This is a genomic window from Paenibacillus sp. FSL K6-1318 (assembly GCF_037976905.1).
GTDB classification, from domain to species: domain Bacteria; phylum Bacillota; class Bacilli; order Paenibacillales; family Paenibacillaceae; genus Paenibacillus; species Paenibacillus amylolyticus_A.
Map to the genome: position 1 here is coordinate 488,742 of NZ_CP150270.1, position 18,531 is coordinate 507,272.

General features: G+C 48.2%; 16 protein-coding genes. 12 read left to right on the top strand and 4 right to left on the bottom strand.

The features are described from left to right. Positions 1-225 precede the first annotated feature (225 nt). Together NYE45_RS02360 and NYE45_RS02365 are read left to right on the top strand one after the other, a co-directional pair. Positions 226-1,440, top strand: coding sequence for an ABC transporter permease (locus NYE45_RS02360; protein WP_340015403.1), 1,215 nt, complete (start codon positions 226-228; stop codon positions 1,438-1,440). 54 nt (positions 1,441-1,494) lie between these two features. Beyond that, complete coding sequence (locus tag NYE45_RS02365) at positions 1,495-2,007, top strand: PadR family transcriptional regulator (RefSeq protein ID WP_340015404.1); 513 nt, start codon at positions 1,495-1,497, stop codon at positions 2,005-2,007. 132 nt (positions 2,008-2,139) lie between these two features. Here the strand turns inward: NYE45_RS02365 and NYE45_RS02370 are convergent, their stop codons facing one another. Further along, on the bottom strand, positions 2,140-3,894 hold the full coding sequence (locus NYE45_RS02370) for an alpha-glycosidase (protein WP_340015405.1): 1,755 nt from the start codon (positions 3,892-3,894) through the stop codon (positions 2,140-2,142). 223 nt (positions 3,895-4,117) lie between these two features. Here NYE45_RS02370 and NYE45_RS02375 point away from each other — a divergent pair, with 223 nt between their 5' ends. From NYE45_RS02375 to NYE45_RS02395, 5 genes are all read left to right on the top strand, one after another. Then, positions 4,118-4,801 (top strand): response regulator transcription factor, encoded by a 684-nt coding sequence (locus NYE45_RS02375; RefSeq protein ID WP_340015406.1) that lies wholly within the window; start codon positions 4,118-4,120, stop codon positions 4,799-4,801. A gap of 56 nt (positions 4,802-4,857) precedes the next feature. Then, entirely contained in the window at positions 4,858-6,369 is a 1,512-nt protein-coding gene (locus tag NYE45_RS02380; RefSeq protein WP_340015407.1) for a HAMP domain-containing sensor histidine kinase, read from the top strand. Between the two features lie 87 nt (positions 6,370-6,456). After that, positions 6,457-7,371: an ABC transporter ATP-binding protein gene (locus tag NYE45_RS02385; RefSeq protein ID WP_145325645.1), complete on the top strand. Its 915-nt coding sequence runs from the start codon at positions 6,457-6,459 to the stop codon at positions 7,369-7,371. Further along, positions 7,368-8,084, top strand: coding sequence for an ABC transporter permease (locus NYE45_RS02390; RefSeq protein ID WP_340015409.1), 717 nt, complete (start codon positions 7,368-7,370; stop codon positions 8,082-8,084). The genes NYE45_RS02385 and NYE45_RS02390 overlap by 4 nt, the downstream gene beginning before the upstream one ends. Before the next feature lies 1 nt (position 8,085). Next, positions 8,086-8,820, top strand: a complete 735-nt coding sequence (locus tag NYE45_RS02395) for an ABC transporter permease (protein WP_340015410.1) — start codon at positions 8,086-8,088, stop codon at positions 8,818-8,820. 93 nt (positions 8,821-8,913) lie between these two features. On the opposite strand, the gene NYE45_RS02400 is transcribed toward NYE45_RS02395, so the two are convergent. Next, positions 8,914-9,474 carry a DapH/DapD/GlmU-related protein gene (locus tag NYE45_RS02400; RefSeq protein WP_340015411.1) on the bottom strand — a complete coding sequence of 187 codons (561 nt, stop codon included), beginning with the start codon at positions 9,472-9,474 and terminating at the stop codon, positions 8,914-8,916. 303 nt (positions 9,475-9,777) lie between these two features. On the opposite strand from NYE45_RS02400, the gene NYE45_RS02405 reads away from it, so the two are divergent. Further along, complete coding sequence (locus NYE45_RS02405; protein WP_340015412.1) at positions 9,778-12,486, top strand: PAS domain S-box protein; 2,709 nt, start codon at positions 9,778-9,780, stop codon at positions 12,484-12,486. Positions 12,487-12,628: 142 nt separating this feature from the next. Here NYE45_RS02405 and NYE45_RS02410 read toward each other — a convergent pair whose 3' ends face one another. Continuing rightward, complete coding sequence (locus NYE45_RS02410) at positions 12,629-13,582, bottom strand: L-lactate dehydrogenase (protein ID WP_145325640.1); 954 nt, start codon at positions 13,580-13,582, stop codon at positions 12,629-12,631. Between the two features lie 544 nt (positions 13,583-14,126). Here NYE45_RS02410 and NYE45_RS02415 point away from each other — a divergent pair. Together NYE45_RS02415 and NYE45_RS02420 are read left to right on the top strand one after the other, a co-directional pair. Then, positions 14,127-14,816 carry a hypothetical protein gene (locus NYE45_RS02415; RefSeq protein ID WP_340015413.1) on the top strand — a complete coding sequence of 230 codons (690 nt, stop codon included), beginning with the start codon at positions 14,127-14,129 and terminating at the stop codon, positions 14,814-14,816. Between the two features lie 63 nt (positions 14,817-14,879). After that, a complete protein-coding gene (locus tag NYE45_RS02420) occupies positions 14,880-15,773 on the top strand; it encodes a protein kinase (RefSeq protein ID WP_340015414.1) in 894 nt (297 codons plus the stop codon). A 218-nt stretch (positions 15,774-15,991) separates the two neighbouring features. Here NYE45_RS02420 and NYE45_RS02425 read toward each other — a convergent pair whose 3' ends face one another. Further along, positions 15,992-16,201: a hypothetical protein gene (locus NYE45_RS02425; protein ID WP_017690946.1), complete on the bottom strand. Its 210-nt coding sequence runs from the start codon at positions 16,199-16,201 to the stop codon at positions 15,992-15,994. A gap of 208 nt (positions 16,202-16,409) precedes the next feature. Between NYE45_RS02425 and map the strand changes: the two genes are divergently transcribed. Together map and NYE45_RS02435 are read left to right on the top strand one after the other, a co-directional pair. Further along, positions 16,410-17,156: a type I methionyl aminopeptidase gene (gene map / locus NYE45_RS02430; protein WP_339304469.1), complete on the top strand. Its 747-nt coding sequence runs from the start codon at positions 16,410-16,412 to the stop codon at positions 17,154-17,156. 174 nt (positions 17,157-17,330) lie between these two features. Then, positions 17,331-18,344 carry an NADP-dependent oxidoreductase gene (locus tag NYE45_RS02435; RefSeq protein WP_340015415.1) on the top strand — a complete coding sequence of 338 codons (1,014 nt, stop codon included), beginning with the start codon at positions 17,331-17,333 and terminating at the stop codon, positions 18,342-18,344. Positions 18,345-18,531 lie beyond the last annotated feature (187 nt).

The window sequence follows — 18,531 nt, forward strand, 5'->3', positions numbered from 1 at the left end:
TGGAGCCTTGAGCCTTGATTATTAAAGGTGACACAGTGCTCTCTACATGATATGAAAAGCCGATACAAACCTTCCTGGTGAAGAGATGTATCGGCTTTTTTTGTCTTTTTCCAACGAAGAAGAACAAAAAAACATTGACGATCTATATATCGATTAGATATATTAACTATTGTCATATATCAACATGATATATAAGAGCGAGACAAACTAAAGGAGATGGATAGAATGAAAAGTATTTTCCAGACGAGTCTGCTGTTTTTGAAAAACGGAGCTACCATTGTAGGTTTAATTACAGCCGTGCTGTTTCAGGTTTTTTTTAACATCATCTGGCTTAGTGGATACGATCAGGTTAATGAGAGAATGACTGAGCTAGCTGTGACTATTGTGAATGAAGACGGGGGAGCAGCTGAGCCGGTGGCCGAGTCTTTGGCAGCGGGCCTGAATTTCGAGATCAAACCATCTGAATCGATGCAAGAAGCGAGACAGATGTTAACGGACCGGGAAGTATACATGATCATTGAGATTCCATCCGGTTTCATGCAGCAGGCAGAAGACTTGTCGAAGCCGATGACTGTTAAGTATGTGATGAACGAATCGAACGTGGCTACCGTTAAAAGTGTGATGCAGAACGTAGCCGCACAAGTTACAGCGACATTGAATCGTGAAGTACAAGAGAATGGCATTCGCGGAGTGTTGAATCAGTCCGGTATGACTGCTGATCAGGCCGATGCGTTGGCGCTGGGGTTATCTTCACGTGTGGAGGCAGAGGTGCAGAGGCTGAATCCTGTTAATAATTTTGCTTTCTCCATGGTACCGATGCTGATTGTAACGGCTACGTTTACCGGAGCGATGTTGCTTGGTATGAACCTGCAAAAGGTTTCTGGAGAACTGAGTGGCAGGGCAGGGAAATGGGAGCGCTTCTGGGCCCGCAACATCGTTAATGTCGGTGCGGCATTTATCGTTTCGCTCGTTGGATCGGGGATGATGCACGTTATGGGGGTATCGTCAGCAGATGGTTGGTTCATGTTATGGCTGTTCCAGTTGCTGGTCACCATATCTTTTATACTCATGGCTCAGTTGAGCTTGTTGTTGCTTGGCAATGCTGGGGCTTGGTTAAACAGTGCACTGTTACCTCTGCTGATGCTGTCCTCGGGCTCAACGATTCCGCGCGATGTGATGTCTGAGTTCTACCAAGGGATCGGTCATTATCTGCCGGCAACCTATGCTGTAGAGGGGATGACGAACCTTGTGCTTGGGGGAAACGGGATCGGCCGGGATGCATTGTTTCTTGGGATAATCGGGCTTACAACGCTGACTCTGGGTGCTTTTAGCATCTGGATCAGACGTTCCAACCCGGCAATCTCTGACCCTCGCAGGGAGAAACAGCCTGCTACTATACCTGCTGCTCTGGAAGCATCCGTGTCTTCATCCGATCATTGAATATGGGGGGCTGATTGTGATACGTTAAGAGGAATGGAAAGGAGCGGTGCACCGATGAACACGCAGCATGTCATCCTCGGAATACTGCACAATCAGCCATGTTCGGGATATGAGATCAAGCAGTACTTTGAACAATATTTTTCATTTTTCTTTGATGCGAGCTATGGCACCATATATCCTACACTCGCGAAGATGGAAAAGTCAGGGTTGCTCACGAAGGAATCGGTGAGGCAGGAAGGGAAACCCGATAAGAACGTGTACTCATTGACTCCGGAGGGAGCAGCACAGTTTCACGCTTACCTGATGAGTCCCCTGGAAGACGAGGTGTTCCGTTCTGATTTTCTGATGCGGTTGTATTTCGGAGAGTTGGCGGATAAGAATACTGTAACGGGGTGGATTTCAACAGAGTTGAAACGCAAGGAATTGTTATATGACGAGCTTCAGCGTCAGATGAAGGAACTTGGTGAACACATTTCGCCTTCACAACGTTTGTGCATGCAAGTGGGTCTTGTTCAGTATGAAGCCACCATTCAATTGCTCAAAGAGCAACTGGATCAGCCGGAGTAATCCCATGATAGTGGTTGATATGCGAAATAGGAGCTCACAGATCAGGACAGATCTGTGAGCTCCTATTTCGTTTAATATGCCGACGAATTGAACAGACTCCAGTCTTGCATATGAGCAAGTATAGCTTGGTGCTTATGTGAGATGAGTACTCAGTACGGCATATCCATACGCAGGCAGTTCAATGGCAAGCACGCCATCTTCCTTGGCCGTACGATGGTTTCCACCGAATAACTCTGTCCATTCCTCGTCACCAGCCTCCAGCTCGACAATAGCCGTCTCTTCTGAGCGATTGAACAGAACCAGAATGCGTTCCTCCTCATTTTGCCGCTCGAACACCAGTTGGCTACCCTCGGGACGAGCCTGCAGGAAACGAACGGTGCCTTCTGCACGCAGGGCAGGATGAGCATGACGCAGGGAGATCAGCCTCTGATAAAAGTCGAACAGCTCCCGGTCCTGCTTCGCTTCATCCCATTCCATGCATTTACGGCAGCCCGGATCATGCTCGCCGTCCATGCCAATCTCGTCTCCGTAATAGATGCACGGAGCGCCCATATAAGTGAACTGGAATAACGCAGCCAGCTTCATCTTGCGCTGGTCGCCTTCACACAGTGTGAGCAGCCGCGGAGTATCATGGCTGTCCAGCAAGTTGAACGCCACTTCGCTGGCCTGAAGCGGATAACGGGATAACTGTCGCCCGATGGAGTTCGCGAACTGTTCGGCGTGCATTGTATTTTTCACAAAGAACGCATTCACGGCATCGGTAAACGGATAGTTCATGGACGCATCGAACTGATCGCCTTGCAACCAGGAGGAGGACTCGTTCCATACTTCGCCCAGAATATAGGCTTCCGGATTAGCGGCCTTGACTACACGACGGAAATCACGCCAGAATGCATCATCCACCTCATCTGCCACATCCAGTCGCCAGCCGTCCGCACCCACTTCCTTGATCCAGTACTCGGCAACCTCCAGCAGGTATGCCTTTACCTCGGAATTCTCCGTATTCAGCTTCGGCATATGCGCTTCGAATCCGAAGGTCTCATACGTAGGAATGCCGTCCTTTACATCCAGCGGGAATTCTTTTACATGGAACCAGTCTTTGTATGTGGATTGTTCACCGTTCTTCTGCACATCCACGAATGGCGCAAACGTCTTCCCGGAATGGTTGAACACGGCATCCAGCAGTACGCGAATTCCGCGCGCATGGCACAGCTCGACCAGTCGTTTCACGGTATCTGCGTCTCCAAAGTGACGATCTACCCGCAGATAGTCCTCGGTATCGTATTTGTGATTGGTGGTTGCTTCGAAGATGGGGGTAAAGTAAATTGCATTTATGCCAAGATCACTGATGTAATCCAGATGGTCGATCACGCCCTGAAGGTCACCGCCGAAGAAATTGAACGGTGTCGGCTCCCCGCCCCACGGCTCAACCTTTTCCGGACTAATATCCGGGTTGCCATTGGCGAATCGTTCAGGGAAAATCTGATAGAACACCGCATCTTTAACCCATGCAGGAGGTGTGAACACAGCTCCGGGGTGGATATAGGGAAACTGGAACATGCGACCCGGATCGTCCGGTTCTTCTTCCTGGAAGTCCGTCTCGGTCATCCAGATCTGTTCGTCTCCGTTTTGGAGTAGAAAAGAGTACTTCAGTCGGTGGTAGGGAGGTTTCACTTCGCCCTCGTAGTAATCGAACATGGAGTCAGAGGTAAACTTGGTTAAGGGAACCAGCGCTTTGGTTGCGTCCCAAGCATATTTGTCACCGGTCAAGGCATGTACCTCAGTCAGATCATTCTTTTTGGCACGCAGGCGCAGATGGATTGTATCTTGGTCATAGGCATAGGCCCAGTTCCGTTTCGGTTGATGATAGATGGCTTCCAGCAGCATAATGAAATTCCTCCCGTCAGGTGTAGAACTAATATGTACTTGGTAGACTTGATGGATATGTCATTACCCAAGGTAATGGATAAGCTATAATTAGAATGCGTGGCAACATGAGACTTCAACATTTCAATAAGATATGAATCCATAGGTTATAGGCAGCTTTTATCATTATTATGCTCAGATATATCATTAACCCAATGGGGGCAGAAAGGAAACGAATATTCGGATGAAAACCAAACTGTTATATATTGAAGACGACACGGAAATTGCGACATGGGTCAGAGCCGATCTGGAGGAACGCGGTTATGAGGTGCAATGGCTCGGAAGTGGTGAAGGTGCAGCGGAGGCTGCTGTCGGTTGCTCCCTCATTATTCTGGATGTCATGCTGCCAGGACTGGATGGATTTACGGTGGGCCAGCGACTCAAAAAAGAACATCCCGCCGTGCCCATTGTCATGCTCTCGGCCAGAACGTCCATTGACGACAAGCTGCATGGTCTCGATTTTGCCGATGACTATGTGACCAAACCATTTCATCCTGATGAATTGGCAGCAAGGATTGAGGTCCAACTGCGTAAGGCAGGGACAGCGGTATCCTCTGATGCAGCCCTGAAGCTGGATCATCTCTCCATCTATGAGAAGGACAACCGGATCGTCAATGAGGAGACGGGGGATGAGATTATTTTATCGGGAAAACAGTTCCACATCTTCGCCTACCTGCTACGACATATGGGCATGATTCGAACGAAAGAGCAGATCTATGAAGCTGTCTGGAACGAACCCTATCTGGATGGGGATAAGACTTTGATGGTACATATTCGACATTTGCGCGAAAAGCTGGAGCTTGATCCGGCCAATCCTGTTGTTATTCAGACGGTCCGCGGTGTGGGATATCGTGTGAAGAAGCCATGATCCGGCGGTTCAGAGAACGGAAGATCATGAAGGAAGGACGGAAGGAGGAACGAGGCGTGGATCAAAAGCAATCTGGGCGTCGCAAGCTTCGCTTTGGGCAGTCCTTGATGTCCAGATACATCCTCCTGATCTTGGCGGCTGTATTATTTGTGCCCGTTGTGCTTCCAATCATATCCGTTATATATATTGTCGTAGTGAATAACACGGACACGAATATGAACCGAGCCGCGCCTTATGGTGATGTTACCCGAATCAGTAACCTATGGTCACGTGAAGCAGAGAACCTGGATGGTGCTTCGGATGAAGAGATTAAGGCCCGGTTGGAGCAATTACATGGATCGTATCCCAAATCTTCCATGTATCGTGTGAATTCGAGCGGTGAGACCCTCTTCATTATCGGTGGTGAGGGTGTAACCATTCAGAAATCCACATCCCCGGACGGCAGGACAGATACGACATTGAGATGGTCACTGGACTCCGGGCAAACGGCAGAGACTCGAATTCCAGCCATATGGAATGTGAACAACACAATACAATTCATGAAAGAAGCTTCCTTTCGCGATCCATTGACTGTAGTTGCATATATTGGCGGGGCTGAACAGGACAAAGGACAGGGCTTCATGATTATTGAAGTGCCGCGATCACTTCTGCAAATGACACAGAGTAACTGGCCGATGGAGCTCCTGTATCTCGGCATTGTCATGATGATCATCTTCATGATTTTCATCATCATGTCGGTTCTCTTCTTCGCACGCATTCGCAAAAGGCTTATACGATTGCAGACAGCAATGATGACCACGGGCAAGGAGGGCATCCCGCTTCCGGTTGATATCCGCCGGTCAGACGAAATTGGTCAACTGGAGGAATCATTTAACCAGATGGTGCATCAGCTGTCGGACAGCCGCGAGCGTGAACGAGAGGAAGAACAATTGCGCAAACGTCTCATTGCTGGGCTTTCCCACGATCTGCGCACCCCGCTGACAGTAATTCGTGGACATATGCATGCTTTGCACAAGGAAGCGCTTAGTGAGCAAGGTGACCGTTCATTACATCGCATGGAAACGAAGATGGAGGATCTCGGCGGGCTCATTGATAACATGTTATCCTACAATTTGCTCACGAGCGGGAAATATACGCTGAAGCTGGAGGAGAAAGATATGCTGCGAATCGTCAGGGAAACGGCGGCGGCCTGGTACCCAGTCTGGGAGAAAGAGCAATTCGACATTGATATCGACCTGCCGGAGGAACCGCTGATCTGGCATATGGATGAACAGGGCATGCGTCGTATCCTTGATAATTTGTTCCAAAACGTGATCCGTCATGCCGCCAGCGGGAAATATATTGGCATCTCAACCCAGGAGATTCAGGGCGAGACAGCCATCGTGATTCAGGATCGGGGTCCGGGAATACAGCAGGATTCCGACACGAAGGGGACGGGTCTGGGCCTATCCATTGTAGACCTGTTAATTCGTGAGATGGGACTGCGGAAGCGGGTGGACAGTTCCGACACGGGTGTCCAGACATATATCTACAGTGGTACGGGAAACAGGGAAACACCAAACCGCTGAAATCCCTTTTTTTTAAACTAAACTTAAACTGGAGACTACCTTGGCTTTAACCTTGGAAGGTTACGATAGTTCCGAGGTGATCATACAGTGAGTGAAAATATTATTCAAACGGCGAATTTATGGAAAACATACCGGGACCGTGCAGCGGTCCGTGAACTTGATCTGCATATTAAAAAGGGAGATATCTATGGCTTCCTCGGTCCCAATGGTGCCGGCAAAACAACAACGATTCGCATGCTTCTCGGCTTGATTAAACCAACCAAAGGCGTGATCCGGGTCTTCGACAAGGATATCCGCAAAGATCGCATGGATATTCTGCGCCGTGTGGGCTCTCTGGTGGAATATCCGTCCTATTACGGGCATCTGAACGCGGTGGAGAATCTGGAGACCTTGCGCCGCATTATCAATGTACCGAAATCGAGAATTGCTGAAGTGCTGTCCATTGTAGATCTGACGAAGGATGCCAAACGTTCGGTGAAGGGATATTCCCTTGGGATGAAGCAGCGTCTGGGGATTGCCAGCGCTTTGCTGGGTGAGCCGGAGCTATTGATTCTGGACGAGCCGACAAATGGGCTTGATCCTGCCGGTATTCAGGAGATTCGGGAATTGATCAAACGCATGCCTCTGGAACATGGCATTACTGTTCTGGTGTCCAGCCACTTGCTGAGTGAAGTCGAACAGATGGCAAGTCGCGTCGGTATTATCCGTGAAGGCAAGATGGTGCTTCAGGATACCATTGCGAGTCTGCATAGTCAGACGGGCAGCTCTATCCGGTTAACGGTTTCGGAGCCGGAAGAGGCCATGAAGCTGGCCAGAGAACAGGGCCAATTTGGTCAGCGGCAGGGTTCTGCGTTAACGTTCCCTTATATGGACAACCCTTCGGTGGCACTGCTTGTGCGCCGATTAATTGAGCAGGATCATGATGTGTATCGTGTGGAGGAACAGCGTCAGTCTCTGGAAGATCTGTTCATGCGGGTCATCGGCGAGGGGGCATCCATATGACCGGGCGTGCATTATCATCGGATTGGCTCAAGATTCGCGGGAAAGGCATCTGGTTTCTCGTCTTCCTGGCTCCGATTGGATTGATAGCCATGCAGGCGCTTAATTTCGGGCTACGGCTGGATTATCTGAAAGAACAGTACGCCGATAACCTGTGGGGCGGGCTATTGGGCAATGTGGTTATCTTTGTGCCTTTGTCTCTGATGCTGGGGGCAACCATTCTCAGCTCGATGATCGCTAATGTTGAGCATGAACAGGGATCGTGGAAACAGCTGCTTGCGATGCCGATTCCTAGACCGGCTGTGTATCTGGCTAAGTTTCTGCTTGCCTGTCTGCTGCTGATGATCTCCTGCCTGCTGTTAACCGCTGGAATCGTGGCTCTGGGACTGATACTCGGATTCCATGCCAGTGAGATCCCTTGGATGCAGGCGATTAAGCTGGGGCTGCTACCTTTGGCTGGTGCGCTTCCCGTGTTATCTCTGGAGTTATGGCTCACGATGGTAAACAAGAATCAGGCGCTTCCGGTCACCCTTGGTATTGTACTCGCGATAACGGGCATGTTCGCACTCAGTATCTCACCGAACTTTCCACTCGCATGGGCACAGATGGCCTGGAATGGACCCAATCCATATCTGTATGCAGGCATGGGTGCAGGTCTGGGAATCTTGATTCTGTTGCTGGGTATGGTGCACTTTAGCCGGAAGGATGTGGCCTGACATGAGCTTCGCGACAACCTATTTCCGAATTCTGTCTGCTGAACGGTTGAAAATGGGCAAATCGCCCATATGGCTGCTGATCCTGCTGAGTCCACTCATTGCGCTGCTCATCGGACTCTTGTCCACGCCTTCTGGGAATTGGCAGGTATTGATGGGCACCATGGTATTTCTGCATGGATTGCTCCTGTTGCCAATGCTGACCGGCGTGTTTACGTCCTTTATCTGCCGATTTGAACATGCAGGAGGAGGGTGGAAGCAGATGCTGGTTTTGCCGCTCACACGTTCAGGTGTATATGCAGGCAAACTGACGATTGTACTCATGCTTCTGGCGGGCACACAAGCATTGTTGCTGATGTCCATTCTGTTGGCAGGGTTGATTCATGGAATTACGGGGCCAGTCCCTTGGGCATTCTTGGTGAGCAAACTACTGCTTGGATTATTGGCCTGTGTACCACTGGCTGCCCTGCAGATGTTCGTTTCATTGGTGTGGAGCAGCTTTGCCGCACCACTCGCACTGAATTTTGCACTGACCGTACCGAATATTCTCATCGTGAACTCAGCTACATTTGGACCGTATTATCCATGGGCACAACCGATGATTCTGATGACGCCAATGGATGGCGGAGGTTTCGGAGCCTATAATGTCCCGTTGATGACGATGCTGGCGGTCGTCGGAGGCAGTGCTGTCATTTTCATTGGGATAGGTATGATGTATTTTGCAAAAAAAGAAATTTGAATAATCCGTTACACCCTTGGTTATCGTAGACAAGATCCTCTTTAAGCAGAACATGCAAAGCTCTATTGTATGTAGGCTTGAGGAGGATTTTTTCTAATGTCTGACCCACCCATCGTGAATGGTCAACTCCCGAATGATTTTGGCTGGCGCCCCGGCTACAAGTGTATTCTCGGGTACGTCTTTGGTTACCGTACTTCCTGCAGCCACGACTGCATTTCTGCCAATCGTCACTCCGGGCAAAATGAGTGCGCCTGTGCCAATCCAGGCATTATCCTGAATGATGATCCTTTTGGCGGTCTGGCTCCCGTCATCCAGCGAATCAATCCGGTGATAGGCACTGTCAAATATGCTTGTTCGAGGACCGATCATGACATTATTGCCGATCGTCACCTCTACGTTAGCCGCAATTCCCACACCGGCATTAATCATGACGTCATCACCAATGGTTAATCGTGCTCCTTTGACCACGGTTAGCTGGGTTCCCCAAGGTTTGCCTATGATGTTAAGCCGTTTTCCCACCTGCAAGTCACCCAATTTATTCAGATAAACCTTACCTCTGATTCGTGGCAGCAAGCCCATTGAGGGCTGGATTTTACCAAAGATGGCCAAGCCTCTTAGTTTGCCATAAACAATTTTAACTCTGTTGGGCAGCATGATTCATTCGTCCTCTCTGTAGTCAAATGATGCTTTTTAAAGATTATAGCTTTTTTCGATACAATTTGTATCGTTAAATTTCTGAAGTATAATCAAAGTAGAATTTTAAATTCCAACTATTACATCACACTTCATGTGAATTGAATCATAGATTGTAAGCAAAAGGAGACGAGAATCTGGTAAAATAAAAAAAGCTGTTTCTAGGCAGGCTTACATGGTTATTCGAGGGTAGGCCCATTTCTACGGAAATAATTAATTCCTATTGTTAGATGAAGATATTGGCTGAGAAAAGAGGGGTAAGCCTTGGATATTAATAAAACGGAAACCCTGAAGCGCATTATTTCTGAGGGAAGTTCTTACCAATCATTGTTTTTTAACCACCCGGATGCCATTTATGTGATGGACATCCATGGAAACTATATTGATGCTAATCCCTCGGTAGAGCGGATATCAGGGTATACACTGGATGACTTGATTCGTAAGAATCAGAGTGAGATCTGTCCTCCGGACAGTGAAAATTCACGCAGAGAATATATTAAAGAGGTACTGGCTGGACGTTCAGTCAGTAATTCCATTACTTTTTATCATAAAGACGGATCTCTGAAACACGCAGAGATAACGTATGTGCCCATCACGGAGGGTGAAGAAGTTGTTGGCATCTATGGTATTGCCAAGGATGTTACCGAAACGTTAGAAGTGGAGCGTGAGCTTCGGGAGACACAAGAGAAATATCAGGTGCTCGCTGACCATGCACAAGATCTGATTACAACCTGTGCAACGGATGGAACGTTGTTATACGTCTCACCTTCCGTGTACAGCTTGCTGGGTTATAAGCCGGAGGAAGTTACAGGAAAGTCCTTCAAGGATTATTGTTATCCGGGAGATTATCCTGATCCTATGGAGCTTTCCGAGATTGGCAATGGCTGCAAGATGCGCGTGTTACACAAAAAAGGACAATATATCTGGATGGAGACATTGGCGAAGCCTGTCGCTGGAGAGCGGGGCAAGAATACTCAGATTGTAAGCATTAGCAGGGATATAACCCAGCACAAAGATGCGGACAGACGTCTTCGAGAAAGTCGTCAGCGTTACAGATCACTGTTCGAACATAATCCGGCAGCCGTGTATTCACTGAATATGCAAGGCCAATATAGTGCGGTGAACAGCAAGCTTGTGCAAATGCTGAATGTTCCACGCAATAAGCTTATTGGTAAATCGTTTTTATCCAATCTGGATAAATGCGAAGTGCAATACGGCCAAACGAATTTTGAATTGGTGAAGCAGGGCGAACCACAATATTATGAGACCCGAATCGTCAATTCGAGTGGTCGGAAGATCGAAGTCTCCGTTACGAATGTGCCTATTATTGTGGATAAAGAAGTGGTAGGTGTCTATGGAATCGTGTCCGATATTACCGAGCGTAAGGAATATACGGAACGGATTCAGGAGCTTAGCAAGCAACATGAGCTGATTCTTAACACGGTTACGGAAGGAATCTATGGTTTGGATGCGGATGGGATCACCATGTTTATGAATCCTGCAGCAGCTTCGATGTTCGGTTATGAACCGAAAGAATTCATTGGCAAAAACTCACATCCCATTATCCATCACACTCGTGCAGACGGAAGTCATTTCCCAAAAGAAGAGTGCCCGATCCACATGACCGTGTTGGATGGACAGAGACGCTCAATCAAGGAAGATGTGTTTTGGCGTAAAGATGGTAGCAGCTTTCTGGTGCAGTATCAGGTGACGCCGATTATTGAACAGGGACAGATTCAGGGCGCGGTGGTCGTGTTCAATGATGTGACTGGCGAACGTGAAATTGTACGTGCCAAAGAGACAGCTGAGCTGGCAGCTCAGGCCAAGTCAGAATTTCTGTCGATGGTCAGCCATGAGATCCGCACACCGATGAACGGGATCGTGGGTATGACCGAGTTGTTGATCGGTACCGATTTATCGGAGGAACAGCGAGAATATGCCGAGATTATTCAAGATAGCGGCGATGCTCTGCTGAACATCCTTAATGATATTTTGGACTTCAGTAAGCTGGAATCCGGGAAAATGGCGCTGGCTTATGAACCATTTGCATTACGCAAGATGCTGGAACAGGTGGCCGAACTGTTTAAATCCCGTGCAGATGAGAAACATCTGGAGATCAGGTATCGTCTCAATCCAAGTATCCCTGAGTTCATGGTAGGCGACTCCATACGTATCCGACAGATTCTGGTGAACCTGGTTGGCAATGCGCTCAAGTTCACAGACCGGGGAAGTATTGATGTCACCGTAGATATCATCAAGGGCAGAAAGCCCGAAGACAGCGTTCTTGATTTTGCGGTGCAAGATACGGGGATCGGCATCCCCGCTGACAAGCTGGATCAGTTGTTCCAATCCTTCTCTCAGCTGCATCCGGTGATTAACCGGAAGTATGGTGGTACTGGCTTGGGCCTGGTCATCTCCAAGCGACTCGTAGAGATCATGGGAGGCAGTATCAGTGTCGAGAGTATAGAAGGAGAAGGTTCGACCTTCCGGTTTGCTGTCCCTGCGACGAGTGTAGAAGCTTCAGCGGAACAGACAGCAAGTCAGTTCCATCATGATCGCACACGTCAAAGTGACAAGGTCGCCATGCGTATTCTGGTGGCGGAAGATCATCCGGTAAACCGGAAGATTCTGCGAGAATATCTGGAGAAGCTCGGATACCAGGCAGATGTGTGTACCAATGGTGTAGAGGCGATTGATGCCATCTCTCAGAATGCCTATGATATTGTCCTGATGGATATTCATATGCCTGTGATGGATGGATTGAAGGCGACAGACCTTTTGCACCGCCTAATTCCACAGGATCGCATACCGCCAATCATTGCAGTTACAGGCAATGCCAAACGTGAAGACAAGGAAGCTTGTCTGGAGATGGGGATGCGTGACTTTATTAGTAAACCGGTTATGCTGAGTGAGTTGAAGCGGGTGTTACAGCAATGGGGACCTAGGGACGAACCTCAGCTTGCACCGAATTGAACAATAGTTCGACCGTGAAAAATAATAAACGCAAACATGCCAATAAGACTCCTCGCATGGAGTATTATTGGCATGTTTGCGTTGACAGGCTTTTGAAATTGAGCTGATGCATAAGAAGTGAAGTGGAGCTTATACGTATGGCTTATGCCAGTGTCAGACGATTGATGTTACCTGATAGGATTTCACAGGAATTGTTGAATTTCTCACGTTCCGTTGCATCCAGATTCAATTCGATAATCTCCTGAATGCCATTTCCGCCGATGATTGCCGGAACACCGACGCAGACGTTGTGTTGCTCATACTCTCCGTCCAGAATAGCTGATACGGCGATGATTTTGTGTTCGTCATTGAGGATGGAACGGGTGATGTGCGCGAGGGCGTTGCCGATCCCGAATTGGGTAGAGCCTTTGCGAGTGAAGATCTCCCAGCCGGCATCTTTCGTTTTGCGTGCGATATCGTCCAGATCCAGATGTTTGAAGCGCTCCTTGTGCTGATCCATAATATGCATAATCGGTTTACCGCCGATGGTCACATGCGACCAGGCCACGAACTGGGATTCTCCATGCTCCCCGAGAGCATAACCATGCACACTGCGAGGATCGATGGAGAAGACTTCAGACAGCAGCGTTTTGAGTCGTGAAGAGTCAATGGACGTGCCTGTACCGATGACGTGTTCGCGCGGGAGGCCGGATAATTTCCATACCATATAAGTTACTATGTCAACCGGATTGGCAGCGACGACAAAAATCCCGTTAAATCCACTGTTCATGATGGGAACCACGATGTCTTTGGCAATGGACTCCGCTTCCTCCAGAATATCCAGCCGAGTCTGTCCTGGCTTGGGATTCGCCCCAGCGGTTAAGATAATCACATCCATATTGCCGCAATCGGCATACGTCCCTGCATATACTTTGGTGCGGTTATGTGTGAAGTCCATGCAATGGGAAAAATCCAGTGCCTGTGCCACAGCACGGTCATACGTCCGGTCCACCATCATAATTTCCCTGCATATCGATTGATTAATCATGGAATACGCACAACTCGAACCGACAAGACCCGCCCCGATCACCGCTACTTTACCTGATTTGCCTAACACTGCCGTTCAGCCCCCATTACATTGATATTTATCCGTCACTTACACGTCCTATGTTAAGTATAGTCCTTTATTTTATGCTGAAATGTACTTCTACGTTACATAAGATAACACATGGAAAAGCTGTGCAGCAATGATATCCGCTATCGCGGGAGCGTATTGGAGTAACGGAGTTAACAAAATTGACATGAATAATTCACAATCAGTTGATTTGACGGCATTTGCACCTGTCTTATTCGACATGACAGCATTCATGCTCGTTGTCGGATCAAGGGTTATTTGTGCGAATCATATACCTGACAAAAGTTCTTAGGAATCCGCAGAAACAGAACAAAACCGCCAAAGGGATCTGCCGAGAAGCTGACGAATAAATACGGACAAGCAAAAGATAAGCATACATGATCCATGAGACAGGTTGCCCCGATCCGATGACGGTTCCATAAAGGAACGCTGAAGCCATAATGTTTTTATTCAAGAATCAATTTCATAACTCACTAAAGGTATGATGAAATTGATTCCCAAAAGACTTCATTCCGGGAGGGAATTAATGATGATTGAAGAAGCAGGAGCAACGACGGAAACGGCCAAGAGCCTGGGCATAGGTGCCAGTACTCTTCGTAAATATGCGGCGGCACTGGAAGAGCAGGGATACCGGTTCGAACGTTCCGCCAACAAATCCAGACTATTCAAATCAGACGACATCGAGTGCATTGAACGCTTGATGACCGAACTTAGAGAGCATAATCTGCCATTAGCTGATGCTGTGGTGACTGTATTGGCTCCAGACATACCTGTCGTAGAAGTAAATGTAGATGTACCCGCAGTGAGAATTGAAGGACTTTCAGAGCCAGAATGTGCAGCAACATCGATGTCATCTATATACCCTGAAGAACCTGAAGTAACAGGTAATCTGAGATCCTATGAGGGTCTGGGACAGCTGGTAAGTGAGGTCACTTATGGTGCTGTGGAACAACAACAACAGGATGATCGGGTACAGCTGCTGCAACAGCGGGTCGATGAACTGGAGTTGACTCTTCAGCATCTGGCCGATACACATATGGCGCTTCAGGAACAGATGGAAAAACAGCGTATATGGATGAACGAGAAACTGGAAGAGGAGCGGGATCGTGAACTCGTGACCAATCTGCGTAGCTTTCAGGGAAGAAAACGCAAACCCAAAGGAGTATCCCTGCGTATGTTGTTCGGGTTGTTGCCCAAGAAGCATAAGGAAGCTTGAGCAACAGGCTTTTGCCCATCGTGATTTTACAGTATCGGCCTGATATAATAAGCTCCATACAACATGAAGACTGGTAACGGATTGCTCGGTATAGAATTAGACCGGGGAGATCTGGAAGCTGGCGTGGGAGGATCTGTGGAGCTGCGACGAAGTTGGCAAAGATTGCTCGGACTATGGACTGACCGTCCTAGGCGTCAGGGGACGACCATTGCTGAGCGTTATACGATACAGGAATTGCTGGGCATGGGGAGCTATGGGCTGACATATCTGTGTACAGATGACCGGACTGGTAATGAAGTGGCGTTGAAGGAGTCCAAGCCCAGCAAGGGCAGACTCGCTGCGCACCTGTTGGACCGGGAGGCGGACGTGATGAAACGTCTGCACCATGAGGCGATCCCTGACCTATTGGATGTGTTCACATCCGGGAGAAGAAGCTATATCGTTACTGAGTATATTCGTGGACAGACGCTGGAAGATTGCATATTTGAGCAAGGACTTCAATATTCGGAGCGGGAATGTCTGGAACTGGCAGGTCAACTGCTTGCTCCGGTGGCTCATGTGCATGAACAGGGGTATATTCATGGAGATGTACGGATTCCCAATGTTATTTTACGTGAAGGGATGTTGCATTTGATTGACTTTGGCCTGGCGAGACGCTTGGGGGAGCCGTTGTTGCCGGAGCTGAAGCGACGTATGCGAGAGGTACCTGAGCCAGAAGATGAACCGGCTACACCGGATCATGATCTGCAGGACATCGGTCACTTTCTTCTATTTATGCTGTATTCCGCCTATGAGCCAGAGAAGGGCCGGGAACCTGCCAGCTGGCAGGAGGAACTGAAGCTTACGCCTGAATTGCACCAGATGCTGGAGAGACTTCTTGGACTCCGTCCAGGTTATGAGGGTGGGGCGACAGAGCTACAGGCAGAGATTGAGAATGTGTTGTTGAAATTACAATGAAATAAGCTCTATAGGCGGACCTATATTTGTTATCCGTGACCTCTTCGTAGAATAGCTGTAGGGGTCTTTTTCCTTTTCGCTGTATATAGAAACAATAAAGGGGTGTTCTGCAGGCCGTGTGTACGGCTGTCGAACACCCCTTTGTTACATATTCATTAATTGTAGCGTCCAATAGTCTGGCACGATCATTGCTCTTTACAGGCACTAGTGAAAGAAGCTTAGCTGGAGCTGTATTTTCTGCTTTTGTAATACCCGGAGCCACTGCGGCTATCCCGATATTTCACATCCGAAGAAGAATAGCGCTTGTAGGAACGCTTGCCTGAGGAACTGCTGTGACGTTTATATGAGCGCCTGTCCGAGGAGCTATAACGTTTGCGGTGAGATGAAGATTTCGAATCGATCAGTTTGCCAATAATCTTTTTGAACATGAGCTTTCACCCTTTCGAATTCAACTGTTTTTAACCATATACGTGGTCTGATATGAAGGGGTTTCGAGTTTTTCATGGAAAATTGTATTCATTGGACAGGAGCTTGGCGTATAATAGGATGTTGCTGATTGTACGGAATTTTTTATTTTGAGCGTTTAGCGTTACAATAGAGGACAGGATAAGATTTTAACGGACAGGAGTAGTTATTATGATTACATTGAAGACCAAAGAACAGATTGAATATATGAAAAAAGCCGGAGAAATTCTCGCCGCATGCCATAGAGAAATTGCAAAGATGATTCGTCCAGGCATTACGACACAGGAGATCGACCAGTTTGCAGAGGCTTTTATGAAGAAAAATGGCGCTACGCCGGAACAAAAGGGATATAACGGGTACCAATATGCGACATGTGCGTCGGTTAATGATGTGATCTGTCACGGTTTTCCGGGAAAATATGCATTGAAAGACGGCGATATCGTTACAATCGACATGGTAGTTAATCTGAATGGCTGGCTGGCGGATTCGGCTTGGTCATATGCCGTAGGTGAAGTGACTCCGGAAGCACAACATCTGCTGGATGTAACCAAAAACTCTCTGTACAAAGGCATTGAACTTGCTGTGGTTGGCAACCGGATCGGAGATATCTCCCATGCCATTCAAGTGTATGCAGAAGGTGAAGGTCTGTCGGTTGTACGTGAGTTTATTGGACACGGCATCGGTGAGAAGATGCATGAGGAACCACAAGTCCCTCACTATGGTCCACCACATCGGGGTCCACGTCTCAAGGAAGGCATGGTTATTACGATTGAACCGATGCTGAACATTGGTACGTACCGCAGCAAGCTGGATTCGGATGGATGGACTGCGCGTACGATGGATGGAAGTCTATCTGCCCAGTATGAACATACGATTGCGATTACAGCAGATGGTCCCGTGATTTTGACAGCACAATAATAGCTAAAAGCAGCTACAATGTGACGATATTTGCATATTTCAAGGCGGCCCACGTTTGTGATCCGCCTGTTTCGGTTTAAACTAATAAGAAGTGATAACACAGAGCCAGTGGTGAGTGATCTCAGCTGACAAGGGTTAACCTTGCGTCCACTTGGCAACAAGGAGGTAATTTTGGTGTCTGTAAATAAACAGATCGTACTTGCGTCTCGTCCCGAAGGTGCCCCATCCAGAGAGAATTTCAAATTCATTGATGCACCCCTTCCCGAACCGGAAGCTGGTCAAGTCCTGGTACGTACATTATATTTGTCGGTCGATCCGTACATGCGGGGCCGCATGAAAGATACAAAATCCTATGCTGCACCGTACGCATTGAATGAAGTGATCAAGGGTGGAGCCATTGGACAGGTTGTGGAATCTTCGGAACCGAATCTGCGCAAAGGAGATCTCGTATCCGGCATGTGGGGCTGGCAGCAATATGCCGCAGTGAATACGGGTGACCTTTCGCTGATTGATACGGAAGAGGCACCGATCACGGCTTACCTGGGTGCGCTGGGCCTGACGGGGCTGACGGCTTATTTTGGTATGGAAGACATCGGCAAACCCAAGGACGGCGAAACGGTAGTGGTATCGGGAGCAGCCGGAGCGGTAGGCATGATTGCAGGTCAAATTGGTAAAATCGTAGGAGCACGCGTGGTCGGCATTGCAGGCTCTGACGAGAAATGCGATTATCTGAAAGAAAAACTGGGCTTCGACGTGGTGTTGAACTACAAGAAGGAGCAGGATATGTCAGCGTCTATTGAACGGGCTTGCCCGGATGGCGTAGACGTCTACTTCGACAACGTGGGCGGTGACATCTCGGATGCAGTGTTACGCCACATCAATCGGAATGCACGTATTCCGTTATGTGGTCAGATCTCGTCTTATAATCTGGAGAAGCCGGATATCGGGATGCGCCCACAGACGTTGCTGTTAACGAATACAGCATTAATGAAAGGTTTTCTGCTGGGTGACTATACAAAATCCTTCAAAGAAGGCCGCGCCAAATTGGCGAAATGGATTAAGGAAGGTCATATCCAGTATGAAGAGAACATTGTGGACGGATTCGAACAGACGCCGGAAGCATTCATGGGTCTTTTCTCGGGGGATAATCTGGGCAAGCAGCTGGTTAAAGTTGCAGATCCTGAATAGATATTGAATGTTTTTACATTTATAAATGAATCAATTTCATAATACCTTTGGCTGCTTCAGTTACAAAAATCCATTTTTAGTGAGTTATGAAATTGATTCAAATAGGTTGGGAACACCAAAAGACACGTTCTGCACACTAATGGTGCGACAGAACGTGTCTTTTTTGTCTGTGAAACTGTGCTTGGTC